This window comes from Pseudomonas acericola (SeqCode), assembly GCF_053456465.1.
Window position 1 is genome coordinate 789,565 of record NZ_JBRFJB010000003.1, and the last position, 23,694, is coordinate 813,258.

18 protein-coding genes are annotated in these 23,694 nt (G+C 63.1%); 4 read left to right on the top strand and 14 right to left on the bottom strand.

Features of this window, described 5'->3' with window-relative positions; all coding sequences use genetic code 11:
• Positions 1–54: 54 nt before the first annotated feature.
• Entirely contained in the window at positions 55–1,080 is a 1,026-nt protein-coding gene (sohB, locus tag ACU688_RS15630; RefSeq protein WP_207046359.1) for a protease SohB, read from the bottom strand.
• Positions 1,081–1,274: 194 nt separating this feature from the next.
• Between sohB and ACU688_RS15635 the strand changes: the two genes are divergently transcribed.
• Positions 1,275–1,985, top strand: coding sequence for a histidine phosphatase family protein (locus ACU688_RS15635; RefSeq protein WP_448185474.1), 711 nt, complete (start codon positions 1,275–1,277; stop codon positions 1,983–1,985).
• A 56-nt stretch (positions 1,986–2,041) separates the two neighbouring features.
• Positions 2,042–2,356: an SCP2 sterol-binding domain-containing protein gene (locus tag ACU688_RS15640; protein ID WP_448185475.1), complete on the top strand. Its 315-nt coding sequence runs from the start codon at positions 2,042–2,044 to the stop codon at positions 2,354–2,356.
• Positions 2,357–2,414: 58 nt separating this feature from the next.
• On the opposite strand, the gene maiA is transcribed toward ACU688_RS15640, so the two are convergent.
• From maiA to gtdA, 4 genes are read right to left on the bottom strand one after another with little or no spacing between them, the layout of a single operon-like run.
• Positions 2,415–3,056 (bottom strand): maleylacetoacetate isomerase, encoded by a 642-nt coding sequence (gene maiA, locus ACU688_RS15645; RefSeq protein ID WP_448185476.1) that lies wholly within the window; start codon positions 3,054–3,056, stop codon positions 2,415–2,417.
• The gene (locus ACU688_RS15650; RefSeq protein WP_448185477.1) at positions 3,043–4,386 is read right to left on the bottom strand and encodes an MFS transporter; all 1,344 of its coding nucleotides are present in this window, start codon (positions 4,384–4,386) and stop codon (positions 3,043–3,045) included. The genes maiA and ACU688_RS15650 overlap by 14 nt, the downstream gene beginning before the upstream one ends.
• 31 nt (positions 4,387–4,417) lie before the next feature.
• Positions 4,418–5,110, bottom strand: coding sequence for a fumarylacetoacetate hydrolase family protein (locus ACU688_RS15655; RefSeq protein WP_448185478.1), 693 nt, complete (start codon positions 5,108–5,110; stop codon positions 4,418–4,420).
• A gap of 13 nt (positions 5,111–5,123) precedes the next feature.
• The gene (gtdA, locus tag ACU688_RS15660; RefSeq protein ID WP_448185479.1) at positions 5,124–6,173 is read right to left on the bottom strand and encodes a gentisate 1,2-dioxygenase; all 1,050 of its coding nucleotides are present in this window, start codon (positions 6,171–6,173) and stop codon (positions 5,124–5,126) included.
• 113 nt (positions 6,174–6,286) lie between these two features.
• Between gtdA and ACU688_RS15665 the strand changes: the two genes are divergently transcribed.
• Positions 6,287–7,240, top strand: a complete 954-nt coding sequence (locus ACU688_RS15665; protein WP_448185480.1) for a LysR substrate-binding domain-containing protein — start codon at positions 6,287–6,289, stop codon at positions 7,238–7,240.
• A gap of 6 nt (positions 7,241–7,246) precedes the next feature.
• On the opposite strand, the gene ACU688_RS15670 is transcribed toward ACU688_RS15665, so the two are convergent.
• Both ACU688_RS15670 and ACU688_RS15675 read right to left on the bottom strand, forming a co-directional pair.
• Complete coding sequence (locus ACU688_RS15670) at positions 7,247–9,880, bottom strand: MGH1-like glycoside hydrolase domain-containing protein (RefSeq protein ID WP_448185481.1); 2,634 nt, start codon at positions 9,878–9,880, stop codon at positions 7,247–7,249.
• Positions 9,881–9,949: 69 nt separating this feature from the next.
• Entirely contained in the window at positions 9,950–11,359 is a 1,410-nt protein-coding gene (locus ACU688_RS15675) for an OprD family outer membrane porin (protein ID WP_448185482.1), read from the bottom strand.
• A 289-nt stretch (positions 11,360–11,648) separates the two neighbouring features.
• Between ACU688_RS15675 and hglS the strand changes: the two genes are divergently transcribed.
• Complete coding sequence (hglS, locus tag ACU688_RS15680) at positions 11,649–13,025, top strand: 2-oxoadipate dioxygenase/decarboxylase HglS (protein ID WP_448185483.1); 1,377 nt, start codon at positions 11,649–11,651, stop codon at positions 13,023–13,025.
• Positions 13,026–13,175: 150 nt separating this feature from the next.
• On the opposite strand, the gene ACU688_RS15685 is transcribed toward hglS, so the two are convergent.
• From ACU688_RS15685 to lexA, 7 genes are all read right to left on the bottom strand, one after another.
• A complete protein-coding gene (locus ACU688_RS15685) occupies positions 13,176–13,400 on the bottom strand; it encodes a DUF465 domain-containing protein (protein ID WP_448185484.1) in 225 nt (74 codons plus the stop codon).
• A gap of 235 nt (positions 13,401–13,635) precedes the next feature.
• Complete coding sequence (uvrA, locus tag ACU688_RS15690) at positions 13,636–16,143, bottom strand: excinuclease ABC subunit UvrA (RefSeq protein ID WP_448185485.1); 2,508 nt, start codon at positions 16,141–16,143, stop codon at positions 13,636–13,638.
• An 8-nt stretch (positions 16,144–16,151) separates the two neighbouring features.
• On the bottom strand, positions 16,152–17,852 hold the full coding sequence (locus ACU688_RS15695; RefSeq protein ID WP_448185486.1) for an ATP-binding protein: 1,701 nt from the start codon (positions 17,850–17,852) through the stop codon (positions 16,152–16,154).
• 109 nt (positions 17,853–17,961) lie between these two features.
• Positions 17,962–21,054, bottom strand: coding sequence for an error-prone DNA polymerase (locus ACU688_RS15700; RefSeq protein ID WP_448185487.1), 3,093 nt, complete (start codon positions 21,052–21,054; stop codon positions 17,962–17,964).
• Complete coding sequence (locus ACU688_RS15705) at positions 21,030–22,445, bottom strand: Y-family DNA polymerase (RefSeq protein ID WP_448185488.1); 1,416 nt, start codon at positions 22,443–22,445, stop codon at positions 21,030–21,032. The genes ACU688_RS15700 and ACU688_RS15705 overlap by 25 nt, the downstream gene beginning before the upstream one ends.
• 7 nt (positions 22,446–22,452) lie before the next feature.
• Positions 22,453–23,067 (bottom strand): translesion DNA synthesis-associated protein ImuA, encoded by a 615-nt coding sequence (gene imuA / locus ACU688_RS15710; RefSeq protein WP_448185489.1) that lies wholly within the window; start codon positions 23,065–23,067, stop codon positions 22,453–22,455.
• Positions 23,067–23,684, bottom strand: coding sequence for a transcriptional repressor LexA (gene lexA, locus ACU688_RS15715; protein WP_448185490.1), 618 nt, complete (start codon positions 23,682–23,684; stop codon positions 23,067–23,069). The genes imuA and lexA overlap by 1 nt, the downstream gene beginning before the upstream one ends.
• Between the last annotated feature and the right edge of the window lie 10 nt (positions 23,685–23,694).

Here is a 23,694-nt window from a genome sequence, read left to right on the forward strand (position 1 = left end):
ATTCGCGGGCAAGCCCGCTCCCACAAGGGGGTCACCTCTATCAGAGGGACCGGGTTACCAGAAGCGCTGCTGGGTCAGCCGGCTCCACCAGGTCAGCAACACGCGGTCCACCGAACCGCTGGCCGCCAGGCCCACACGCTCCTGCAAGCTCTTGCGCTCGGCATAGTGCAGGTGGAACACCTCGGCGGTCTTGGCCTTGGTCGCCAGGTATTCGTCGCTGGTTTGCAGCTCGTCCACCAGTTGCTTGTCGAGTGCTGCAACACCCAGCCACACTTCTCCGGTCGCCACTTCATCAATCGCCAACTGCGGGCGATAACGCGAGACAAAGTTCTTGAACAGTTGATGGGTGATATCCAGGTCTTCCTGGAACTTCTCCCGGCCCTTCTCGGTGTTTTCGCCAAACACCGTGAGGGTGCGTTTGTATTCACCGGCGGTCAGCACTTCAAAGTCGATGTCGTGCTTTTTCAGCAGGCGGTTGACGTTGGGCAACTGCGCAACCACGCCAATCGAACCGAGGATGGCGAACGGGGCGCTGATGATCTTCTCGCCGATGCACGCCATCATGTAGCCGCCGCTGGCCGCGACCTTGTCGATGCACACGGTCAACGGCACGCCCGCCTGGCGGATACGCGCCAGTTGCGACGAGGCCAGGCCGTAGCTATGGACCATGCCGCCGCCGCTTTCCAGGCGCAGCACCACTTCATCCTTTGGCGTGGCGAGGCTGAGCAGCGCGGTGATTTCATGACGCAGGCTTTCGGTGGCCGAGGCCTTGATGTCACCGTCGAAATCCAGCACGAATACCCGTGGCTTGGCCTCGGGTTTTTTCTTGCTGTTTTTCTTTTCGGCTTTGCTTTCGGACTTGCGCAAGGCCTTGAGCTGGTCCTTGTCGAGCAGGGTGGATTCCAGGCGCTCGCGCAAACCCTTGTAGAAATCATTGAGTTTGCTGACCTGCAATTGGCCAGCGGATTTGCGACGACCTTTGCTGCGCAACGCGGCGAAGCTGATCAGTACCACCAGAATAGCGACCACCAGGGTGACGGTCTTCGCTAAGAAGCTCGCATATTCGGCCAGAAAATCCATGTTGCTCCTTACAAGTGCAGTGCGCCAGGCGCGGATCGCCCAAGCATACCGGCGGCACCGCGTTCGGGCCAGTGATCAAACCGCCAGCAATCGGGCCTCCAACGGGCTTTTAAAACAAGCGTATGTTTTTCCATTGACAGCTCGCAGGCATCCCCATAACCTCGCCAGACTTTCAACGTACCGGGAAAACGGACGTGGGCAGCATCTATCTGATTCGACATGGCCAAGCCTCCTTCGGTGCAGACGACTATGACGTCCTGTCGCCCGTCGGCGTGGAACAAGCGCAAGTGCTCGGGCGTCACCTGGCCGATCTGGGCGTAACGTTCGACCGCTGCATCGCCGGCGACCTACGCCGCCAGCAGCACACCGCCAGCGCCGCGTTCGAGCAGTACAGCGCCCGCGGCTTGCCGGTACCGGCAGTCGAGGTGGACAGCGCCTTCAACGAGTTCGACGCCGATGCGATCATCCGCGCCCTGCTCCCCGATCTGCTCACCACCGAACCCGAAGCCCTGGAAATCCTGCGCAATGCCGCACAGAACCGCAGCGAGTTCCAGCGCATCTTCGCCCTGATCATCGAGCGCTGGCTGGCCGGCACCTATGATCCACCGGGGCTGGAGAGCTGGCTGGGGTTTGTCGAACGGGTCCAGGGTGGCCTGCAACGCATTCTTGAAGCGGCGGACAACGCACAGAAAATCGCCGTGTTCACCTCCGGCGGCACCATCACTGCCCTGCTCCACCTGATTACCCGGATGCCCGCTGCCCAGGCGTTCGAACTGAACTGGCAAATTGTTAACACCTCGCTCAACCAGCTGAAGTTTCGCGGTCGCGAGGTGGCCCTGGCTTCCTTCAACAGCCACACCCACTTGCAACTGTTGAAGGCGCCGCAGCTCATCACCTTCCGATGAGCTGCGGCCAACCGTGACCCCAAGGTCACTGGACTCACCATAAAAGGATCGAAACCATGACTGACGTAGCCAAAGCTGTAGAAACGATGAAAGCCAAGTTCAACCCAAGCGCTGCTGCCGGCCTGGACCTGGTATTTGGTTTCCGTATCGACGACACCAAACACTTCTCGCTGATCGTCAAGGACAGCACCTGCGAACTGCAGGAAGGCGAAAACCCAGACGCCCAAGTGACCCTGGTCATGGACGCCGAAACCCTGGAAGGCATCGTTGACGGCTCCACCGACGGCATGCAAGCCTTCATGGGCGGCAAGCTGCGCGCCGAAGGCGACATGATGCTGGCGATGAAGCTGAGCGAACTGTTCCCTGCCTGATTCACACCGAATCAATTGAATCCCGCCAATCTGGCGGGATTTTTTTTGCCCCGGGTTTTCAGTCGATAAAATCCGCTTGCCGGTTGGGCATGGCCTGGATGAACGCCGGGTGCGCCTGGCACCGCTCATACACCGCCAGCGTGCGCGTGAACCGTTGCAGCTCACAGCCCATGCGCAATGCATTGCCCACCTGCGGCACCAGGCAGCACTCTGCCAACCCAGGCGTGTCGCCAAAACAATAGGCGCCATGCCCGTGCCGAGCCAATACGGCTTCCAAGGCCTGGAAACCTTCTTCGACCCAATGGCGATACCAGGCTTGTTTCTGCGGGTCACTCAGGCGCAACGTGTTTTGTAGATAGCCCAACACACGCAGGTTGTTCAGGGGGTGGATATCGCAACAGATCAGGTTGGCAACTTCCAATACCCGCGCCCGTGCCAGGGGCTCAAGCGGCAGCATGCGCACCTGCGCAAAACGCTGGTCCAGGTAGTCGATGATCGCCAATGACTGGCCAATCGCTTGCCCCGCGTCCTCCACCAGCAAGGGCACGCTGCCTGAAGCGTTCAGCGCCAGATAGGCGGCGCCACGCTGCTGCCCTTGCCGAAGGTTCACGCCGCACGTTTCAAACGCCAACCCTTTCAGGGCCAAGGCAATGCGCACCCGCCAGGCCGCCGAACTATTGAAAAAACTATAAAGCTGCATCGCGCACACCTCCCAGGCTTGCGGCGCTGCGATAGCGACGGCCCATCAGCAGCACCGACGCGGCCGCCAACAGGGCTGGCAAGGTCAACCATAGAAACACCCCACTCAAGCTCAGTCCCACGTCCAGCAACATCCCTCCCGCCAGCGTGCCGGCAATAGAGCCGACTCGCCCCACCCCGTGGCACCAGGCGATGCCGGTGGCACGACTGGTTGTGGGGTAGAACCCTGCGGCAAGGGCATTCGCCCCCACTTGGCCACCACTGATACAAAACCCAATGGCCGTGATGCACACCACCAAAACCGCGAAGTCGTGGTACCACTGGCTGACCGCCAACATCACCAGCGCCCCACCCAGGTAGGCCACTGTCAGCACGCGCCAGGCGTCCAGGCGGTCCATGGCCGCACCCAGTGCGATTGCGCCGAGGGTGCCACCCACCTGGAACATCGCGCTGCCCAAGGCAGCCTGGGACAGGCTCAAGCCGGTGTCCTTGATCAGCGTAGGCAGCCAGTTGGTCATCATGTAAATAATCATGAACCCACTGAAAAACGAGCCCCATAACAGCCACGTCCCGATGCGCATGCGGCCACGCAGGATTTGCCCCACCGGCGAGCCTTTGGCCTGGTCAGTGCCAAGATGAAAGATCGCGCCCTCGGGCAAGGGCGCAATGCGCCGCAGAATCCGCGCGATGTGCTCGGCGATGTTGCGCCGGGCGATCAGGAAGCGCACCGACTCCGGCAACAGGATCAGCAGCAGCGGCAGACACACCAGCGGCAGCAGCCCACTGACCAGCAACACGCCGCGCCAGCCGATCATCGGCAGCCAATGGGCGACCAGTACACCGCCCAAGGCAGACCCCAGCGTAAACCCGCAAAACATCAGGGTGACCATCAGCGAGCGGTGCCGCGCCGGGCAGTATTCGCTGGTCAGCGTGACCGCATTGGGCAGCGCGCCACCCAACCCCAAGCCGATCAGGAACCGCAATACAGTCAAGGTCTGCACATCGTTGGCGGTGGCCGACACCACACTCAAGCCGGCAAAGATCAGTACCGACAACAGCAACACCCGCTTGCGCCCGAAACGGTCCGCCAGCGGCCCGGCGGCAAACGCGCCGATCATCAACCCCAACAACACCGCCCCCAGCAAGGGATTGAGCTGGCCGGCGGTCAACCCCCACTCTGCACGCAGCACCGGCGCGATAAAACCGCCAACTGCGGTGTCCAGGCCATCCAGCGCAGCCACCAGAAAACACAGCACGAGGATGCGCACCTGGAAGCGCGACACTGCATGCCGATCGATAAAAGCCTGGACGTCCACCCGTATGACTGACATCGACAAACTCCTTGGACAGCGGCGCTGTCGCTCAAATCACTCGAACTTGCAATTCGCCCACACCCTCGACACCGGCCTGTATCAGATCGCCTTTCACCACAGGGCCGACGCCTTCCGGCGTGCCGGTCATGATCAGGTCGCCAGGACGCAGCTCGAAAAAGCGCGACAGGTCACTGATGATTGCCGGCACCGACCAGAGCAACTGATCCAGCGCGCTGTGCTGGCGGACGTCGCCATTGACCTGTAGCCACAACGCCCCCAACGGCCAGTCAACCGTAGCCGGCAACAAAGGCGCTATCGGTGCAGAGGCATCAAAGGACTTGCCGATTTCCCAGGGGCGACCGGCTTGGCGCATGCCCAGTTGCAAGTCGCGGCGGGTCATGTCCAGCCCCACGGCATAGCCCCATACATATTCAGCCGCCTGAGCGGGCGGTATATCCCGCCCGACCTTGCCGATCGCCACCACCAGTTCCACCTCGTGCTGGTAGTCGACGGTTTGCGCGGGGTATTGAAGTTGCAGGGTGACGCCTGGCGCTACAGGCACCACCGCATCGGCTGGTTTGCAAAAGAAAAACGGCGCTTCGCGGTCAGGGTCAAAGCCCATTTCCCGGGCGTGGGCGGCATAGTTACGGCCCACGCAGAACACGCGGCGCACGGCGAAACGCTGGTCGCTGCCCTGCACAAACAAGGCGGTCGGCGGTGGCGGTGCAAAGACGTAGTTCATCAGGATTTCCCCCTCAAAAGGTTTCACGCAATTCACGCAACAAGCCCAGCGCTTGCTGCACCGGCCGATCAGAGAAGCTGAAAAGCACACACTCCCGTTCCGCAAAAAAACTCACCTGGGCCCAACTGGGCACCACAAAAATGTCCTTGGGTTCAAACGCCAGGTGCTGCCCGGCAATGCAGACGCTGCCGCAGCCCTCGACCACCGAAAACACGCACGCGTCCGTGCAACGGTAAGGCTGGCCGCGAAACCCCCGGGGCAGCAGTTGCATAAAGCTGGCGATGGTCGGCATCGCCCAGCTCCCGGTCAGCGGGTTGACATAACGCAGCTTGATGCCGTCCCACGGGTCCAGCGGGTCCTGATGCAGCAATCGGGCGAGCGTCTCGCGCGTACGGGCGTAGGGGTAGTTGATAACGGGAGACGCCAGCGAGCGGGATTCGTGGCGCATCGGCAACAGGTTCTGGCCATACCGCAGCAGGCTGTTGCCCTCCTCGCGCGTCAGGGCCGAGACCGCCTGCTCACTGTTCTCGGCGAACCCGGCGTCGAAGAAGCGCACCATGGGAATGTCCAATCCATCGAGCCAGACCACCGGCTCGCCACCCAGCTCGATAGGCGGGTTGCCGTGGTCGTGCCAGGCCCAGGACGGCGTGATGATCAGGTCCCCGGCAGACATGCGGGTGCGTTCGCCCTCCACCGAGGTATAGGCACCCTGCCCCTCCACCACAAAACGTAACGCCGATTGGCTATGGCGGTGGCTGGCGGCAACCTCTCCCGGCAAGATCAACTGCAACCCTGCGTACAGCGTGGTGGTGATAGAGGCTTGCCCGCGCAGGGCCGGGTTTTCCAGCACCAGGACGCGCCGCACCGCTTCCTCCGCGCTGATCAAGTGGCCGGCTTCTGTCAGACAAGGTCGCAGTTCACGATAACGCCAGAGTGCCGCCTGGCAAGCGGCCGCCGGTTCAGGGGGCACCAGGCTGTGCAGGCGCTCCCATAGCGGGACCAGCAGGTGCCGGTCGATACGTTGGTAGAACGCGGCGCGTACATCATCCGTCAGGCTATTCATCGGTATTCACCCGCAAGGCTGGACTCAATGCCTGCGAGTATCCAACGCCGTCCCATGGGTGAATAATGCCGATTCATGATGTGTCCATACCCAATCACATATGGCCCTCTCCCATGAACTGGACTCGACGCCTGCGCCTGCAACACCTGCACCTTCTGGTCAGCCTCGCCGAAACCGGCAGTATCAGCGAGGCCGCCAGAGTGTCGTTTACCACCCAGCCCGCTCTATCCAAGTGGCTCAAGGAATTGGAAGAGAGCATTGGCGCGCCGCTGTTCGAACGCCACGCGCGAGGGTTGCACCTCACCGCCCATGGCAACCTGTTGCTGGCCCACGCCCGCCGGGTACTCAGCGAAATGCAACGCGCGCACCACGCCCTCGGCACCCTGCAGGATGGCAACAGTTTTCGCGTAGCCATCGGCACGTCGCCGGCCTCGGCGCCCAACCTGGTACCGGCGGCAATCATGGCGTTCCTGCGCCAGCACCCCAGCGCCCAAGTGGCGCTGGAAGAAAACCCCATGGATAAGCTGCTCGAACGCCTGGAACTGGGCCAACTGGACCTGGTGGTCGGGCGCCTCGACAACTTCGCCCCGCGCCAGTCGCTGCGCAGTGAACGGCTGTACCACGAGCAGATGCGCATCGTCTGTCGCGCTGGCCACCCACTGACCCGACGCCCCCGCCTGACCTGGGAGGAGCTTTACACGTTCGACTGGATCGTCTGGCCCAGCGGCACCCCGGTGCGCAGCAAGCTCGACAGCGCGCTGACCGACGCCGGGCGCCCGCCCCTGCCGTGTCGCATCGAATCATCGTCCCTGGTGGGCAACTTGTGGTTGCTGCAGTACAGCGACCTGCTGTCCGTGACCTCGGCGCGGGTGGCCGAACACTTTGCCCATCGGGGTTTGCTGGTGTCCCTGGACTTCCCGCTGGGCGTCAGCGGCTCGGTTGGCCTGTGCTGGCGCGACGAGCCCTTCGTCGACGCCGGTTTGCCGCAGATGATGGAATGCCTGCGCACCGCGGCCGCCGCCGAGCCGGGCCGCCTTGACTCGTACCTCAACCCACAGGCGCCGTGATAGGCGTCACTTGGGCTGTAGCAACAACGCCACCAACGCACTCCACCCGGTCTGATGCGACGCCCCCAGCCCGCGTCCGGTCTCGCCGTGGAAATACTCATGAAACAACACCAGGTCGCGGCTCGCCGGGTCTGCTTCCAATTGCGCATAGCCGGCCATCGATGGCCGCTGCCCCTGCTCATCCCTTAGAAACAACCCGGTCAGACGCTGGCTGAGGCTGTCAGCCACTTCCTCCAACGACGCCAGATAACCGCTGCCCGTTGGGTACTCCACCGAGAAGTTGTCGGCGTAGTAGCGGTGAAATTCCCGCAGCGATTCGATCAACATGTAGTTCACCGGCATCCACAACGGCCCGCGCCAATTGGAGTTGCCGCCATACAAGCGCGAGTCGGATTCGCCGGGCTGGTAGCGCGCACATAACGTGTTGCCGTTCATCTTCAACGCCAGCGGCTGCTCGGCAAACGCCTTGGATAAGGAGCGCACGCCAAACGCCGACAAGAACTCCGCCTCATCGAGCATACGCCGCAGCAGATCCTTGGTGCGTTCACCGCGCAGCAACGCCAGCAACAGGCGATTGCCCTGGCCCGGTTCGTTCCAGCGCGACACCAACTCGGCCAAGTCGGGCCGGTGCTGCATAAAGCCCAGCAAACGCTCGCGCAAACCTTCCAGGCCTTCATGCTCGTGCTGTTCCAGCACCAGCACGGCAAACAGCGGCATCAGCCCGACCATGGAACGCAGGCGCACCGGTTCGTTCTGGCCGTCGGGGCGGTGCAAAACGTCATAGAAAAACTGGTCCTGTTCATCCCACAAGCCTTCGGCGCTGTCATCCACGCGGTTGATGGCCCCGGCGATATACAAGAAGTGCTCGAAAAACTTCACGCCAATGTCCACGTACACCGCATTGCGCTTGGCCAACTCCAGGGCGATGCGCATCAAGTCCAGCGCATACGCGGCGACCCATGCGGTGCCGTCGGCCTGATCCAGCTGATAACCCGGCGGCAACGCGGCCGAGCGGTCGAACAAGGCAATATTGTCCAAGCCAAGGAAGCCGCCCTGGAACAGGTTGCGCCCCTCGGCATCCTTGCGGTTGACCCACCAGGAAAAATTCAGCAGCAGTTTGTGGAAGATGCGCTCCAGGAAGTCCATGTCGCCTACGCCAGTCAGGGCTTTATCCTGCTGATACACGCGCCAACTGGCCCAGGCATGCACGGGCGGGTTGGCGTCGTCGAAGCGCCATTCATACGCCGGCAACTGGCCGTTGGGGTGCATGAAACGATCCTTCACCAGCAGCAACAGCTGTTGCTTGGCATACGCCGGATCGATCAGCGCCATGGCCACGGCCTGGAAGCCCTGGTCCCAGGAGGCATACCACGGGTATTCCCAGGTATCGGGCATGGAGAGGATGTCGAAGTTGGATAGGTGCCGCCAATGGGTATTGCGGATATGCAAGCGCTCGGCCGGTGGCGCGGGCTGGGCCGGGTCGCCATCGAGCCATTGGTTCACATCGAAATAGTAGAGCTGCTTGGACCACAGCAAACCGGCCAGCGCCTGACGCTGTACGTTGCGCGAGTCCTCAGACGCAATGCCCTGTTGCAAGGCCGCGTAAAAATCATCGGCTTCCTGGCGGCGCTGTTCAAACAGCTTGCGCGCATTGACCCGAGGCGCGCCGACCGGCGCAAAACGCAGGTAGATCATTTTGCGTTCCAGGCCCGCCAGATCGAGGACGAACCGCGCAGCGACTTTGGTGCCGCAGTCACGGCGAACCGCCGACTGAACACCGCTCACCACGTAATCGTTGATCCCGTCCTTGAACGGCCCCGGCGCCGGTTGCCCATCCAGCCGGGGATAGTTGCTTTCGTTTTCACAGAACAGCCACTCGACGCCCTCCTCTCCCCACGCGCTGAGATGGCGGTCGGGCAACTCATGATGGCGTGCCAGCACCTGGTCGCCGTCCAGCGTCAACTGTGGTTTGGGCGCATCGACGGTCCAGCTCCAATCGTTGCGCGCCCACAACTGCGGCAACACCTGCAACCGCGTCGGCTGGTCAGAACGGTTATGCACGGTGATGCGCATGAAAATATCATCGGGGTGATGCTTGGCGTATTCGACACTGACATCGCAGTAGCGGTTGTCTTCGAATACGCCGGTATCGAGGATTTCGTACTCGGCGTCAGCCAGCCCTCGGCGGGCGTTCTCGGCGATCAGGTCTGCGTACGGAAAGGCAGCATGGGGGTATTTATAGAGCATGCGCATGTAGGCATGGCTCGGTACACCATCGACGAAAAAGTACAGTTCCTTGACGTCTTCACCGTGGTTGCCCTCGGCGTTGTTCAGGCCGAACAGGCGTTCCTTGATGATCCCATCGCGCTCGTTCCACAGGGCCAGGCCCAGGCACCAGCGTTGCGCCTTGTCACTGAACCCCGCGAGGCCGTCCTCGCCCCAGCGGTAGGCGCGGCTGCGGGCATGTTCATGGGGGAAGTAGGTCCAGGCATCGCCATCGGCGCTGTAATCCTCGCGCACCGTGCCCCATTGGCGTTCGCTTAGGAACGGGCCCCACTCACGCCAACGCTCGGCATCTCCGGTTGCCAGGCGTTGGCCTTCGATCGTGTCAGAAATCCGCATTACGGGCGTGGCCGTCATTGAGTCCTCCTGCGCCTATAAGGTGAGGTGCAGTGTAGGACCCATCCACGCCCGTGTGCACATGAAGGTTTAGAAGATGGCGTAGGTGTAGTTGAAGATCAGGCGGGTTTGATCCTGATCGGCAGTGCCAGTGTTCTTGCCGTGATAGGTACCGGTACGGAAGGTGGTACCGAAGCCTTTCAGAGGACCGGCCTGCACCACGTAGTCCAGGCGGAAGTCGGCTTCGTTTTCTTTCTGGTCAGGACCACCGGCCACCTTCGCCTTGATATCCCGGCCATCCAGGTACGCCACGGACGCCTTCAGGCCCGGTACGTAGGCCTTGAAGTCATAGGAGTACTGACCAAAGTTGACCTGCTCGCCCGCCCGGGAGAACTGGCCGACCACGGCGTCGGTGAACAGGTAGAAGTCGCTGCCGCCGGCGCCTTGCGCATGCGGGTCGGCCAGGCTGCCCTGGTTCACCCACACAAAGCCGCCGTCGTCACCCACGCCGATATGGCCAAGCATCAAGCTGCTGCCGCCCAGTTGGTAGGTGAAGGCCGCACTGTAGGTTTTGTTGTCGACTTCGTTGGCGTGCCTGGCATAACCACCGTTGTTGTTGAACTGGTAGCCACTCTGACCGTTCTTGCCGTCGCTGCTGCTGTCGAAGTAACGCAGGTCGGTCTTGAACGATTGGTCATTGCCCAGCGGCAGTACGTGGACCAGGCCGAAGTAGTTCTGTTTGTAGAAGTCTTGCAGTTGGGCGTAGTAGTACTGCAACGTCAGGTTTTTCGCGATGACGTTGTCGGAAGAACCAAACGGTTTGTAGTCCACGCCACCAAACTTGAAGCTGTCGCTGTCGCGCTGGCCACCGGCCACGCTCAAGCCTGTGGAGTTGCTGGAGGCACGGCCTTCAGCGCGGTTCAGTTCACCGCCGGTGAAGGTAACGTTGGGAATATCGTTCGACGTCAGGATGCCGCCATCAAAGGTTTGCGGTGCCACGCGGCTGTCGTTGGACACCAGGATCGGCAACACCGGCGCCAAGCCACCACCGACGTGCAACTCGGTCTGGGAAATGCGGAACTTCACGTTACCCGCTGCACGACCAAAGGAGTCGGCCGGTTCAGTGCCGTTGTTCTTGGTCGGGAAGAAGCTGTTGCCGTTGCCCGACAGGCCCGCGCCTGCGGTGTGGCCATCGCCACCGTCCAGGCGCAGGGCGCCAAACGCCATCACGTCAAAACCGACGCCAACGGTGCCTTGGGTGAAACCGGACTTGTAGTCAAACCGCAGCGCGGTGGCGGTTTCGCGCAGGTCGTTGTTGGTGCCCGAGCGGTTGTCAGCGCTGTAGTACATGGTCCGCGAGCTCACGGAGGCATGGCTGTCTTCAAGGAAACCGCTGTGACCGGTGCCCGTGCCCAGAGAGCCGAGCCCAAAATCATCAGCTAACGCGTGTTGTGCAAGAACGGCGGCGGTGATCGACAACGCCAGTGTAGAAATTTTCATTAACGACGGCCCCTAAACATTTTTTTATGTGTGTGATGTGCAAAACGGCGTTTTCATCCTTGCGAACGTGACGATTCTTTCATGCCGGGTGGGGGCGACTGCGTGAAGAATTAGTTAGGAAAAACAGCGGAAAATGAAATTTTCATCTGGCCGGTTTTTGTCATATTCACGTCATCTCATTCATCCAAGGAATGAAGTCCAGAGGATTCTTCGTTTGCAAGTGCAGCGGGCGCTCAACAAAATCCAGAAAAAGGCCACTTTCATCGCCACCGTCATCAGGAATTTTTCTATGCCTACCACCGCACATGTCAGCCCCGACGAGATCCGCAAGGGCTTTTCCAAGGCGATGTCCGACATGTACCGAGATGAAGTTCCACTCTATGGCGCGCTGATGGCGCTGGTGGCCGAGACCAATACCCGCGTGCTCGACGCCCAGCCAGCGCTGGCGCAACAGCTGCAACGCACCGGCGAAATCCAGCGCTTGGACATGGAACGCCACGGCGCCATCCGCCTGGGCACCGCCTTTGAGCTGGCCACCATCGGCCGTCTGTTTGCGGTGATGGGCATGCAACCGGTGGGCTACTACGACCTGACTCCGGCCGGCGTGCCGGTACATTCCACTGCGTTTCGTGCGGTGCATGAACAGGCGTTGCAAACCAGCCCGTTCCGCGTGTTCACCTCGCTGCTGCGCCTGGAACTGATCGAAAACCCCGAACTGCGCGCCTTTGCTGAAACCGCCCTGGCCAAACGCAACATTTTCACCGACCGCGCCCTGGCGCTGATCGAACAAGCGGAAATAGATGACGGCCTCAATGCCGCAGATGCCGAGGAATTTATCCGCGAGGCACTGGAAACCTTCCGCTGGCACCACACCGCCACCGTCACCCGCGCCCACTACCAGCAACTCAGCGACCAGCACCGCCTGATCGCCGACGTGGTGGCCTTCAAGGGCCCGCACATCAACCACCTGACGCCGCGCACCCTGGACATCGATCAGGTCCAGGCCGCCATGCCCGGCAAAGGCATCACGCCCAAGGCCGTGATCGAAGGCCCGCCGCGCCGCCAGTGCCCGATCCTGCTACGCCAGACCAGCTTCAAGGCCCTCGACGAAGCCATCGCCTTCACCGACGCCCAAGGCAGCCACAGCGCCCGCTTTGGCGAGATCGAACAGCGCGGCGTGGCACTGACACCCAAAGGCCGCGCCCTGTATGACCAATTATTGAATGCCGCACGCGATGAACTGGGCGCGTTCCCCACTGAAGGCAACGCCGCGCGTTACATGCAATTGATGGAACAGCACTTCCAGGCCTTCCCCGATAACCATGCGCAGATGCGCGAACAGGGCCTGGCGTACTTCCGCTACTTCGCCACCGAACAAGGCCTGGCGGCACGCGGCCAAGCCAATCAACCGCGCACACTGGAGGCACTGATCGCAGCAGGTCATGTGGCGGTGGAGCCGTTGGTGTACGAAGATTTCCTGCCGGTGAGTGCGGCGGGGATTTTTCAGTCAAACCTGGGGGACACGGCGCAGAGTCACTACGCGGCCAACTCGAACAGGGCTGAATTTGAGAACGCGCTGGGGCGGCGGACGATTGATGAGTTGACGCTGTATGAGGAGACGCAGCAACGGTCGATAGAGGCCTGCACTCAAGCGCTGCACGCCTGAATCAAGATACCCACCCGGCTCACCGGCGTAATCCTTACACCGTAAAAGCCCCCAAGAGCCGGGTGGGCGGTGGGCATCATAGGGACTGCGCCGGGCACTGTCCCTCAGACAATTCTGAATAAATATGACCTATCTCTGTAGGAACATCGGTTAACCCAACTGCTCCACAATCTTGTCCTTGACCAACAACCGCTTCTTCTTCAGCTTCTCCACATCTTCATCGCTGGCACTTGCCGCTTCCGCCTTCAGCACCTCTTTGTCGGCATCGTCGTATTGAGTGAGCAGCGAGTCCAGACGCTTGTCGCTCGCCCTGCGTTCGTGAATGACGTCCTTGCTCAACCCCAAGTCCTGATACAGGTCGTGTTTCACTGGCATGGCGTACCTCCGCAAGTTGATCAATGGCTTACGCCCTTGAAGCTAGACCATTGCGCGGGGTCTTGTCATGTTTGAGGTCACGCCACTGCTCTAAATGTGGACACAGGCCCCTGTGGGAGCGGGCTTGCCCGCGATTACGGTATTTCATTCAAAATACCGGTGACTGACACTCCGCCATCGCGGGCAAGCCCGCTCCCACAGGGGCTCGTTCCCACAGGTTGATTTGTGCTGTCTGTCAGGGCAGTTCTCGGGCGAGGAAGGGCGCAGTGCGGCTGGTTTTGTTTTTGGCCACAGTGTGTGGCGTGCCCTGTGCGACCACCTTCCCACCCAAGTCCCCCGCCCCTGGCCCGATGTCGATCACCCAGTCACTCTGGGCCACCACGCGCATCTCATGTTCCACCACGACCACGGTGTGCCCGGCGTCCACCAGGTGGTTGAGCTGGCTGAGCAAGCGGTCCACATCCCGGGGATGCAGGCCGGTGGTCGGCTCATCGAGGACGTACAACGTGGCGCCCCGCGCATTGCGTTGCAGCTCCGTCGCCAGCTTGATGCGCTGCGCCTCGCCGCCCGATAGCTCGGTGGCCGGCTGGCCGAGGCGCAGGTAGCCGAGGCCTATGTCGCGTAGCACCTGCAACGAGCGCAGCACGCTGGGTTGTTCGGCAAATACTTCGACGGCTTGCTCCACCGTCAGCCCCAGCACCTGGGCGATGCTCAAACCCTGCCATTGAATCGCCAATGTCTCGGGGTTGTAGCGCGCGCCATGGCAGGTCGGGCACGGTGCGTACACGCTGGGCATGAACAGCAACTCCACGCTGACAAAACCTTCACCCTCGCAGTTCGGGCAGCGGCCCTTGGCGACGTTGAAGGAGAATTGCCCGGCATCGTAACCGCGCTTTTTCGCGGCCGGCGTCGCGGCAAACAGTTTGCGCACGTGGTCGAACAGCCCGGTATAGGTCGCAAGGTTGGAGCGCGGCGTGCGGCCGATGGGTTTCTGGTCCACCTGCACCAGCCGCCGGATCTGCTCCAGGCCGGCGCTGATACGCCCGCCGCTGGTTTGCGGGGCGTCGTCTTCCAGGCTCGGCTCTTCATCGCTTTCGACCACACGGCCCAGGCCGCTGCCCACCAGTTCCAGCAGCGCCTGGCTGACCAGGCTGGACTTGCCCGAGCCAGAAATCCCGGTGACCGCCGTAAAGCAGCCCAAGGGGAAGTCCACGTGCAAGTCCTTGAGATTGTTACGCGTCACGCCTTCGAGCTTCAGCCAACCGCGAGGCTCGCGACACGTCCGAGGCAAGCTGCTTTTTTCGGCAAACAAGTACTCACGGGTCTGTGACGCGTCAATCTGCGCCAGTCCCGCCGGGGGCCCGCTGTACAAGACTTGCCCGCCCTGCTCACCCGCTGCTGGCCCCACGTCGATCAGCCAATCGGCGCGGCGCATGGTTTCCAGGTCATGTTCCACCACAAACAACGAATTGCCCGCCGCCTTCAACCGCTCCAGCGCGGTGAACAACGCTTCGCCATCGGCCGGATGCAGCCCTGCCGACGGTTCATCCAGTACATAAATCACGCCAAACAACTGCGAACCCAGTTGCGTCGCCAGGCGCAAGCGCTGCAATTCGCCGGACGACAACGTCGGCGTGCTGCGCTCCAGGGACAAATAGCCCAGGCCCAGCTCGGTCAAAGTGCTGACCCGCTCCAGCAGATCCTGGGCGATGCGTTGCGCGGCCAGGCGCTTTTCCACCGACAGTTGCATCGTGTCCTGCCCCACCGCCACCGGCCGCAACAGTTCGGCCAACTGCGTCAACGACAACTGCGACAACTCGCCAATGTCCACCCCGGCAAACTTCACCGATAGCGCCGCCTTGTTCAGGCGTTTGCCCTCGCACAGCGGGCAAGCGCTGCCCTGCATGAACTGCGAGACGCGCTTTTTCATCAGCGCGCTTTGGCTATGGGTGAAGGTGTGCAGGACGTAGCGCCGCGCACCGCTGAAGGTGCCTTGGTAGCTCGGTTCCAGCTTGCGCTTGAGCGCATCACGGGTTTGCTGCGGGGTAAAGCCGGCGTACACCGGCACGGTGGGGGTTTCTTCGGTGAACAGGATCCAGTCGCGCTGCTTTTTCGGCAGGTCGCGCCACGGGATATCCACGTCGTAGCCCAAGGTCACGAGGATGTCCCGCTGGTTCTGGCCCTGCCACGCCAACGGCCAGGAGGCGACGGCGCGCTGGCGGATGGTCAGCGAAGGGTCCGGCACCATCAGCGCTTCGGTCACCTCATACACCCGGCCCAGGCCGTGGCATTGCGGGCACGCGCCTTGGGGCAGGTTTGGAGAAAAGTCCTCGGCATACAGCATCGCCTGCCCCGGCGGATAACTGCCGGCGCGGGAATAGAGCATGCGGATCAGGCTCGACAAGGTGGTGACGCTGCCCACCGATGAGCGCGCACTCGGCGTGCCGCGCTGTTGTTGCAGGGCCACGGCGGGCGGCAGGCCTTCGATGCTGTCGACGTCCGGCACGCCAACCTGGTCGATCAGCCGTCGCGCATACGGCGCCACCGATTCGAAATAACGCCGCTGCGCCTCGGCATACACCGTGGAAAACGCCAGGGACGATTTGCCCGAACCCGACACCCCGGTGAACACCACCAGGGCATCCCGTGGAATATCCACATCGACGTTACGCAGGTTGTGCTCGCGGGCGCCGCGCACCCGCACGAAACCGTGGAATTGAGGGATGTTGCGCTGTGAAGTCATGGTCAACCTTATCGCGCGGTGAGCACGCTGCGGACCCGTTGCGTCAGGGCTTCGGGGCTGTAGGGTTTGCTCAGCAGGTGAATGTCGGGGCTCAGCAGATGGTTGCTGGAAAGAATGTCGCGGGTATGGCCCGAGGTGAACAGTACCCCCACCGGCGGGCTCTGTGCACGGGCCCAGTCGGCCAGGTCCGTGCTTTTGACGCGGCCAGGCATGACCACGTCGGTAAAAATCAGGTCCGGTAGCATCCCGCCTTGCAAGGCCTGCATGGCGCGGTCGCCGTCTTCGGCGGTGAGCACGGTGTAGCCCGATTGTTGCAGCAGCTCGACCACGGTCAGGCGCACGCCTTCGTTGTCTTCCACCACCAGGATGGTTTCCTGGCCGCCGGCGTGCAGCACCTGGTCAATGTGCACATCGAGGCTTTCCGGTTCCAGGCTGTGGGGGAAATACATCTGCACCACCGTGCCCTTGCCCTCCTCGCTCCACATCTCCACATGCCCGCCGCTTTGGCGCACAAAGCCAAACACCATGCTCAGGCCCAGGCCGGTGCCGTGGCCTTCGCGCTTGGTGGTAAAGAACGGCTCGAACGCACGCTTGAGCGTGACCGGGGACATGCCCACCCCGGTGTCAGTGACCGCCAGGCGCACATACTCGCCAGGCTTGATGCTTTTGCCCGCGCAATCGGCGGGGTTGAGGATGATGTTTTCGCCGGTGATACGGATCACGCCCTCGCCTTTCATCGCGTCGCGGGCATTGATCGCCAGGTTGAGCAGCGCATTTTCCAGCTGGTTGCGATCGACATTGATAAACCAGGCATCCTGGGGCATTTGCACGTCGATATGGATGGTTTCCCCCAGCGCCCGTTGCAGCAACTCGCCCAAGCCCGCATAGATGCGTTGCGGGTTGTACACAGCAGGCGACAACGGTTGGCGCCGGGCAAACGCGAGCAGTTGCGCCGACAACTTGGCCCCTCGCTCCACGGCCGCAATCGCCGCTGCCACACGGCGCTGCACCTGGGCGTTGTCCGGCTCATGGCGCGCCAGCAGGTGCAGGTTGCCGGCGATCACTTGCAGCAGGTTATTGAAGTCGTGGGCCACGCCACCGGTGAGGCCGCCGATGGCTTCGAGTTTCTGCGACTGGCGCAACTGTTCCTCGGCGGCGGAGCGTGCCTGCACTTCGGCGGCCACGCGCTGTTCCAGGTTGTGGGTGAGCTCCTGGCGCACGCGCTCGGAATGCACATGCTCGGTGGTCTCCACCACGATCGCCAACACCCCGGCCGGCTGCTGCGCATCGCCGGCCACCGGGCTGTAGTAGAGGTCCAGCCACACGGTTTCCGGCTGGCCGTTGCGCAGCAGCACCAAGTCCTTGTTGTTGAACGACAAGGTGCCACCCGCCAGGCAGGTGTCCACCACATGCCGGTTGAACTCGGCGACTTCCGGCCACCCCAGTTCCACCGGCGTGCCCAGCAGGTACGGGTGGCGGCCGCCGGCAAACCGCGAATAACTGTCGTTGTAGATCATGTAGCCCAGTCGCCCCCACAGCATCACCATGGGCACGGGGGACGCCAGCAGCATCTGCACGTTGCAGGCCAGGCTGGGGGACCAGCGGTCGATGGGCCCAAGGTCGGTGGTTGACCAATCGAACGCGCGGATCCGCTGGGCCATTTCACCGGCCCAGCCTTCACAGCCGTGAGGGTTGGATAAAAACTGCATCGGTTGGCTCTGTGCGCAAAGAAGACATCGTCAAGTTTTGGAGCGCGGCAAACGCAGATCGTTTCACCGCATCTACGTTAGGCGCTAAACCGCGCGGCCACCACCGGCCTCAGTGAAAATCCCGGCTGCGCACATTGATCCCATCCAGCAGCGGCGTGAGGTCGGTCAAGCGCCCGGCGATCAGGTGCCGCACCTCGCCCACCGCTTCCCAGCGCCCGTCCACTTTCAGCAGCCGCGAGCCCACCAGTGCCTGGCGTTGGCGCTCGGCGAGGTCGCGCCAGACCACCACATTGAGGTTGCCGAATTCGTCCTCCAGGGTGACAAAGGTCACGCCGCTCGCCGTGCCGGGGCGCTGACGACCGGTGACCAACCCCGCCACGCTGACATTGCGCCCATGTTCCACCGCCATCAGTTCCTCGGAGCTACGGCAGCGCCGCCTACGCAGTTCAGCGCGCAGCAACGCCAGCGGATGCGGGCCCAGGGTGGTGCCGACCGTCGCGTAATCCGCCTGCACGTCCTCGCCCACCGTCGGCGCCGGCAGTTCGACCGGCGTTTCGTCGGGACTTGGCAAACCAGCAAACAATCCAAGTTGCTTGTGCACCCCGGCCACCTCCCAACGCGCCGCATGCCGGTTGCCCGCCAAGGCACGCAAGGCGCCGGCATCCGCCAACAAGGCCTGGGTGCGGGCATCCAACCCGGCGCGCTCGTCGAGGTCGGCAATGTCACTGAACAGGCGACGTTGGCGCGCCGCCTCGATGCGCCGCCCATCCTCTTCGCGAAACCCCGCAATCATGCGCAAGCCCATGCGAATCGCCGGTTGCGCGCCGTCGATGGGTTCCAGGCTGCAATCCCAGTCGCTGGCCTGCACATCCACCGGGCGAATCTGCAAGTGATGGCGCCGCGCGTCTTGCAGGATCTGGTCCGGGCTGTAGAAGCCCATGGGCCAGCTGTTGATCAGCGCACAGGCGAAGGCTGCCGGCTCGTGGCACTTAAGCCAGCAACTGGCGTAGGTCAGCAAGGCGAAACTGGCCGCGTGGGACTCGGGAAAGCCATAACTGCCAAAGCCCTTAATCTGCTCGAAGATCTGCGCGGCAAAGGCTTCGCTGTAGCCGTTTTTCAGCATGCCCGTGCGCAGGCGCGCCTGATGCGGCTCCAGGCCGCCGTGACGCTTCCACGCCGCCATGGAACGGCGCAACTGGTCCGCCTCGCCGGGGCCGTAATCGGCGGCAACCATGGCGATCTGCATGACTTGCTCCTGGAACAGCGGAATGCCCAGGGTGCGTTCCAGCACCGCTTTCAACTCCGGCGAGGGATAGGTGGTCTCTTCCTCTTTATTCCGCCGCCGCAGGTACGGATGCACCATACCGCCCTGGATCGGCCCCGGACGCACAATCGCCACTTCGATCACCAGGTCGTAGAACGTCTGCGGCTTCAGGCGCGGCAACATCGACATCTGCGCCCGCGACTCGATCTGGAACACGCCGATGGTGTCGGCCTTGCTGATCATCGCGTAGGTGGCCGGGCATTCCTTGGGAATGCTCGCCAACGCCAGGTCCAGATGACGATGGCGGCGCAGCAGGTCGAAGCAGCGGCGGATCGCACTGAGCATGCCGAGGGCGAGAATATCTACCTTGAGCAGGCCGACGGCGTCGAGGTCGTCCTTGTCCCATTGGATGATGGTGCGCTCGGCCATGGCCGCGTTTTCCACCGGCACCAGGGTGTCCAGCGGGTATTCGGAAATCACGAAGCCGCCGGGGTGCTGGGACAGGTGCCGAGGGAAACCGATCAATTGCTGGGTCAGCGTCAGCACGCGGCGCAGGATCGGGCTGTCAGGGTCGAAGCCGCCTTCGCGCAGGCGTTCCAGGGGCGGCGCTTCGTCGCTCCAGCGCCCGCAGCACTCGGCCAGCGCGTTGACCTGGTCCGGGGGCAAGCCCAAGGCCTTGGCCACGTCGCGCACGGCGCCAGCGCCGTGGTAACTGCTGACCACCGCCGTCAACGCCGCGCGCGTGCGGCCGTAGCGCTGGAACACGTATTGCAGCACTTCTTCGCGGCGCTCATGTTCGAAGTCCACGTCGATGTCCGGCGGCTCGTTGCGCTCGCGCGACAGGAAGCGCTCGAACAACATGCTCGTCAGGCTCGGGTTGATCTCGGTGATGCCCAGGGCAAAACACACCGCCGAGTTGGCCGCCGAGCCCCGGCCCTGGCACAGGATCGAACGGCTGCGGGCGAAGCGCACGATGTCGTGCACGGTGAGGAAGTAGCTTTCGTAGCCCAGCTCGCTGATCAGCTCCAGCTCGTTGTTGATCTGCTGCAAGGTCTTCCCATCGACGCCCTGGGGCCAGCGGTGGGCGATGCCCTCTTCGGTCACGGCGCGCAGCCAGGATTTGGCGTCATGGCCGGCGGGCACCAGCTCGCGCGGGTAGTGGTAGCGCAACTGGCTGAGGTCGAAGGTGCAACGGCGGGCGATGGTTTCAGTTTCGGCGAGCAAGGCTTGCGGGTACAACGCGGCCAGGGCGTCGAGGCTGCGCAGGTGCCGCTCGCCGTTGGGATGCAGGCGCGTGCCGGCTTCGGCCACCGGCACGTGATGGCGGATGGCGGTCATGGTGTCTTGCAGGGCGCGGCGGCCACGGGCATGCATGTGCACATCGCCGCAAGCCACGGCCGGGAGTTGCAGGCTGGCGGCCAGTTGCAGGCGTTGTTGCAAGTGGCGCGCATCGTCCTGGCCACAATGCAGCTGCACCGCCAGCCACAGGCGGTCGGCGAAGGTGTGGCGCAACCATTGGATATCGGCCTGGGTATCGTTGTCTGCGGCGATCCACAGCGCCAACAGGCCGGGCAACGGTTGGGCGAAGTCTTCTCGCAGCAGGCGATAACTGCCCTTTTCGGCACGACGCCGGGCCAGGGTGATCAAGCGGCACAGCTGCTGGTAGCCGCTGAGATTCTCCACCAGCAGCACCACTTTCGGGCCGTTCTCGATGCGCATCTCGCTGCCGATAATCAGCGGCAACTCCACCGCTTTCGCCGCCTGCCACGCCCGCACAATCCCCGCCAGGGTGCATTCATCGGTGATCGCCAGGGCGCTGTAGCCCTGATGCTTGGCGCGCTCGAACAGTTCCAGCGCCGTGGATGCACCGCGCTGGAAGCTGAAATTCGACAGGCAATGCAGCTCGGCGTAACTCATGCAAACCAGCCTTGCAGCCACAGCCCATCGTTGTGGCCCACGGTGCGATAGGCCCAGCCTTGCTGGCCGGCGCGGGTCTGGACCAGGTAGTAGTCGCGGCGGATATCGGCGCCGTCCCACCAACCGGATTCGATGCGCTCCGGACCCATGAGGATCTGGAGGCCCTGCTCGGCGAGCAAGGTCGGTTCGCTCAGCAGCCAACCGGGGCGCTGCACTTTATCCAGAGTTGGACTGGGGCGACTGTCGGCCGCCGCTTGCCAGGCGCATTCGGGGCGATGGTCGGCGTGAAAACGCAGGCCCTGCACCGCGTCATCCCCCAACCGTGCGCGCAGGCGTTCGCGCAGTTGCTCCCAGGGCAGGGTTTGTTGCGGGCGATCGTCGAACAGGTCCTGGCGTTGCGGCACAAACACCGGCAGGTCCTCGGCTACCAGGCGAAAGCCGCGCACGGGAGATGTCACCTGCACTTGCTCCAGGCGGCCACGGGCCAGTTCAAACAGCATCGCCGGTTCACGCTCGGCGCTGAGCAGGCCGACCTTGATCACGCTGTCAGGCGCCTGGGCGTGTTCCAGGTGCAGGTCGAAACGCTGCACGCCACTGTCGCGCCCGCAGAGGAAGGCGGACAGGTCACCGGTCAAGCGGCGCAAGGGAAACAGCAGCGCCTGATGGGATTGCACGTCGAAATTCAACTCGATGCGCACATCGAACTGATCCGGTGGCTGATAAAACGCCAGGGCCAACGGGCGCTGCCCGCTCAGGGCGTCCAGGTGCTTGAGCAGGCTGGCGTCAAAGCGTCGCGCCAGCGTATGCCGGGGCAACGCCTGCACCTGGGCCAGGCTGCGCAGGCCCATGCGCGACAAGGCCGTGGCCGCCTGCGGGTCGAGGCCGGCGCGGTCGATGGGCAGCGGCGCCAGGGCTTGCATCAAGCGTTCGTCATCGGCCACGGCCAGGCCGTCGTAGAGATTGGCCAGTACCCGCGCCGCGGCCGGGTTGGGCGCGGCGACGATGCGGTGACGAAAGCCCAGCTCGGTCAGTTCTGCACGCAAGCGCGCTTCGAACTGCGGCCACGGGCCGAACAAACCCAGGCTCGATTCGATCTCGAACAACAAGGCGCGCGGGTAATACAGGCTGACCTGGGAGCTGAAACGATAGGCCCAGGCCGCGAGGAATTGCTGCCAGCGCTCGATCTCGGCGGGGTCGTATTCGGCGCTGGCAAATGTCTTGGCCAGGGCATGGGCCGCCGTCAGCGATTGGCCGGGGCGCAGGCCCAGGGCGCGGGCGGCGTCGTTGACGGTTTGCAGCACGCGGCGCTGCGGCGTGCCGGCTAGCAGAGCCAGGGGCTGCTCCGGTTCGGGGTGCACACGCTGCACCCCGTCCAGCGCCAATTGCGGGAAGACAATACACACCCAGCGCATGCCAACCTCAGTGCCCGGCCAGGGCAATCGGCGCCGGATGGGCCAGGCCGCCACGGCATTTGAGCACCCGCACTTGCGCGGGTTTGGCCTCGACCGCCAGACGCAAAGCAGCGGGCGATGCATTGATCGCCTCGCTCAAAGAGCGCCAGGCAAACGCCAGGGTCTGCCCGGTTTCCGCCGCCACTTGCAAGCGGCGCAATGCGCGATCATCGGCCTTGCGCGGCCAACACAACACCGCGCCGCAACTGCCGGAACGCAGGCATTGCTCCACCGCCCACAGCGCATCACGCTCCTCGGCGTGGATCACCGAAAGCAGGCGCAAATCCACCCCAGCGTTCTGCCAGGCGTGGGGATACGGCGTGTAAGGCGGCGCCACCAACACAATCCGTTCGCCGGCCTTGGACAAGCGCGCCAGGGCCGGCAGTACCAGTTGCAACTCACCGACGCCTTCCTTGGCCATGAGGATTTCACTCAAGGCCGCCTCCGGCCAGCCGCCGCTGGGCAACACCGCGTCCAGCGCCTTGAGGCCCGTGGGGTGCACGCTGGCGGGTGGCGCAGCAGGCCGGCCCTTCCAGACGCGGCCGCCATTGAACAGCGTGTCCAGTGCAACGACGGCGCCCATCAGCCTTGCCTCACCAGGCCGCAGAACACCCCTTCGATCGCCAGGTCCTGGTCAGGCATGACCACGATGGGTTGATACGCCGGGTTGCGCGGCAGCAAACGCACGCTGTCGCCATGGCGTTCGAAACGCTTGATGGTCACTTCACCGTCCAGGCGCGCCACCACAATCTGCCCGTTCAAGGCCTCGGCGCTGCGGCGTACACCCACCAGGTCGCCGTCGAGAATGCCGTCTTCGATCATCGAATCGCCCTGCACCCGCAGTAGGTAGTCCGGGGTTTTCGCGAAGGTGGCGGGGTCCAGTTGCAGGCGGCTGTGTACGTCGGCATCGGCGCCAATCGGCAAGCCCGCCGCGACACGGCCGAGCACCGGCACATCCAGCCACTCCGGCCGTGCCGGCTGGTTGAGCAGACGAATGCCGCGCGCCTGGTTGGGGTTGACCTCGATAAAGCCGGCCTCGGTCAACGCCAGCACATGCTTGCGCGCCACGCTGCGCGAGGCAAAACCGAACGCCTCGGCGATCTCGGCGAGGCTCGGGGGCTGGCCTTGTTGCGCGATACGGTCGCGGATGAAGGTCAGGATGGCGGTACGGCGGGGGGTTAGAGTCGTCATGGAGTACATTTGTACTCCT

Bases quoted from the DNA above. Each gene is read 5' to 3' on its own strand.
- sohB (WP_207046359.1), bottom strand. From the start codon at position 1,080: ATGGATTTTCTGGCCGAATATGCGAGCTTCTTAGCGAAGACCGTCACC.
- ACU688_RS15640 (WP_448185475.1), top strand. From the start codon at position 2,042: ATGACTGACGTAGCCAAAGCTGTAGAAACGATGAAAGCCAAGTTCAAC.
- maiA (WP_448185476.1), bottom strand. From the start codon at position 3,056: ATGCAGCTTTATAGTTTTTTCAATAGTTCGGCGGCCTGGCGGGTGCGC.
- ACU688_RS15650 (WP_448185477.1), bottom strand. From the start codon at position 4,386: ATGTCAGTCATACGGGTGGACGTCCAGGCTTTTATCGATCGGCATGCA.
- ACU688_RS15655 (WP_448185478.1), bottom strand. From the start codon at position 5,110: ATGAACTACGTCTTTGCACCGCCACCGCCGACCGCCTTGTTTGTGCAG.
- gtdA (WP_448185479.1), bottom strand. From the start codon at position 6,173: ATGAATAGCCTGACGGATGATGTACGCGCCGCGTTCTACCAACGTATC.
- ACU688_RS15665 (WP_448185480.1), top strand. From the start codon at position 6,287: ATGAACTGGACTCGACGCCTGCGCCTGCAACACCTGCACCTTCTGGTC.
- ACU688_RS15670 (WP_448185481.1), bottom strand. From the start codon at position 9,880: ATGACGGCCACGCCCGTAATGCGGATTTCTGACACGATCGAAGGCCAA.
- ACU688_RS15675 (WP_448185482.1), bottom strand. From the start codon at position 11,359: ATGAAAATTTCTACACTGGCGTTGTCGATCACCGCCGCCGTTCTTGCA.
- hglS (WP_448185483.1), top strand. From the start codon at position 11,649: ATGCCTACCACCGCACATGTCAGCCCCGACGAGATCCGCAAGGGCTTT.
- ACU688_RS15685 (WP_448185484.1), bottom strand. From the start codon at position 13,400: ATGCCAGTGAAACACGACCTGTATCAGGACTTGGGGTTGAGCAAGGAC.
- uvrA (WP_448185485.1), bottom strand. From the start codon at position 16,143: ATGACTTCACAGCGCAACATCCCTCAATTCCACGGTTTCGTGCGGGTG.
- ACU688_RS15695 (WP_448185486.1), bottom strand. From the start codon at position 17,852: ATGCAGTTTTTATCCAACCCTCACGGCTGTGAAGGCTGGGCCGGTGAA.
- ACU688_RS15705 (WP_448185488.1), bottom strand. From the start codon at position 22,445: ATGCGCTGGGTGTGTATTGTCTTCCCGCAATTGGCGCTGGACGGGGTG.
- imuA (WP_448185489.1), bottom strand. From the start codon at position 23,067: ATGGGCGCCGTCGTTGCACTGGACACGCTGTTCAATGGCGGCCGCGTC.
- lexA (WP_448185490.1), bottom strand. From the start codon at position 23,684: ATGTACTCCATGACGACTCTAACCCCCCGCCGTACCGCCATCCTGACC.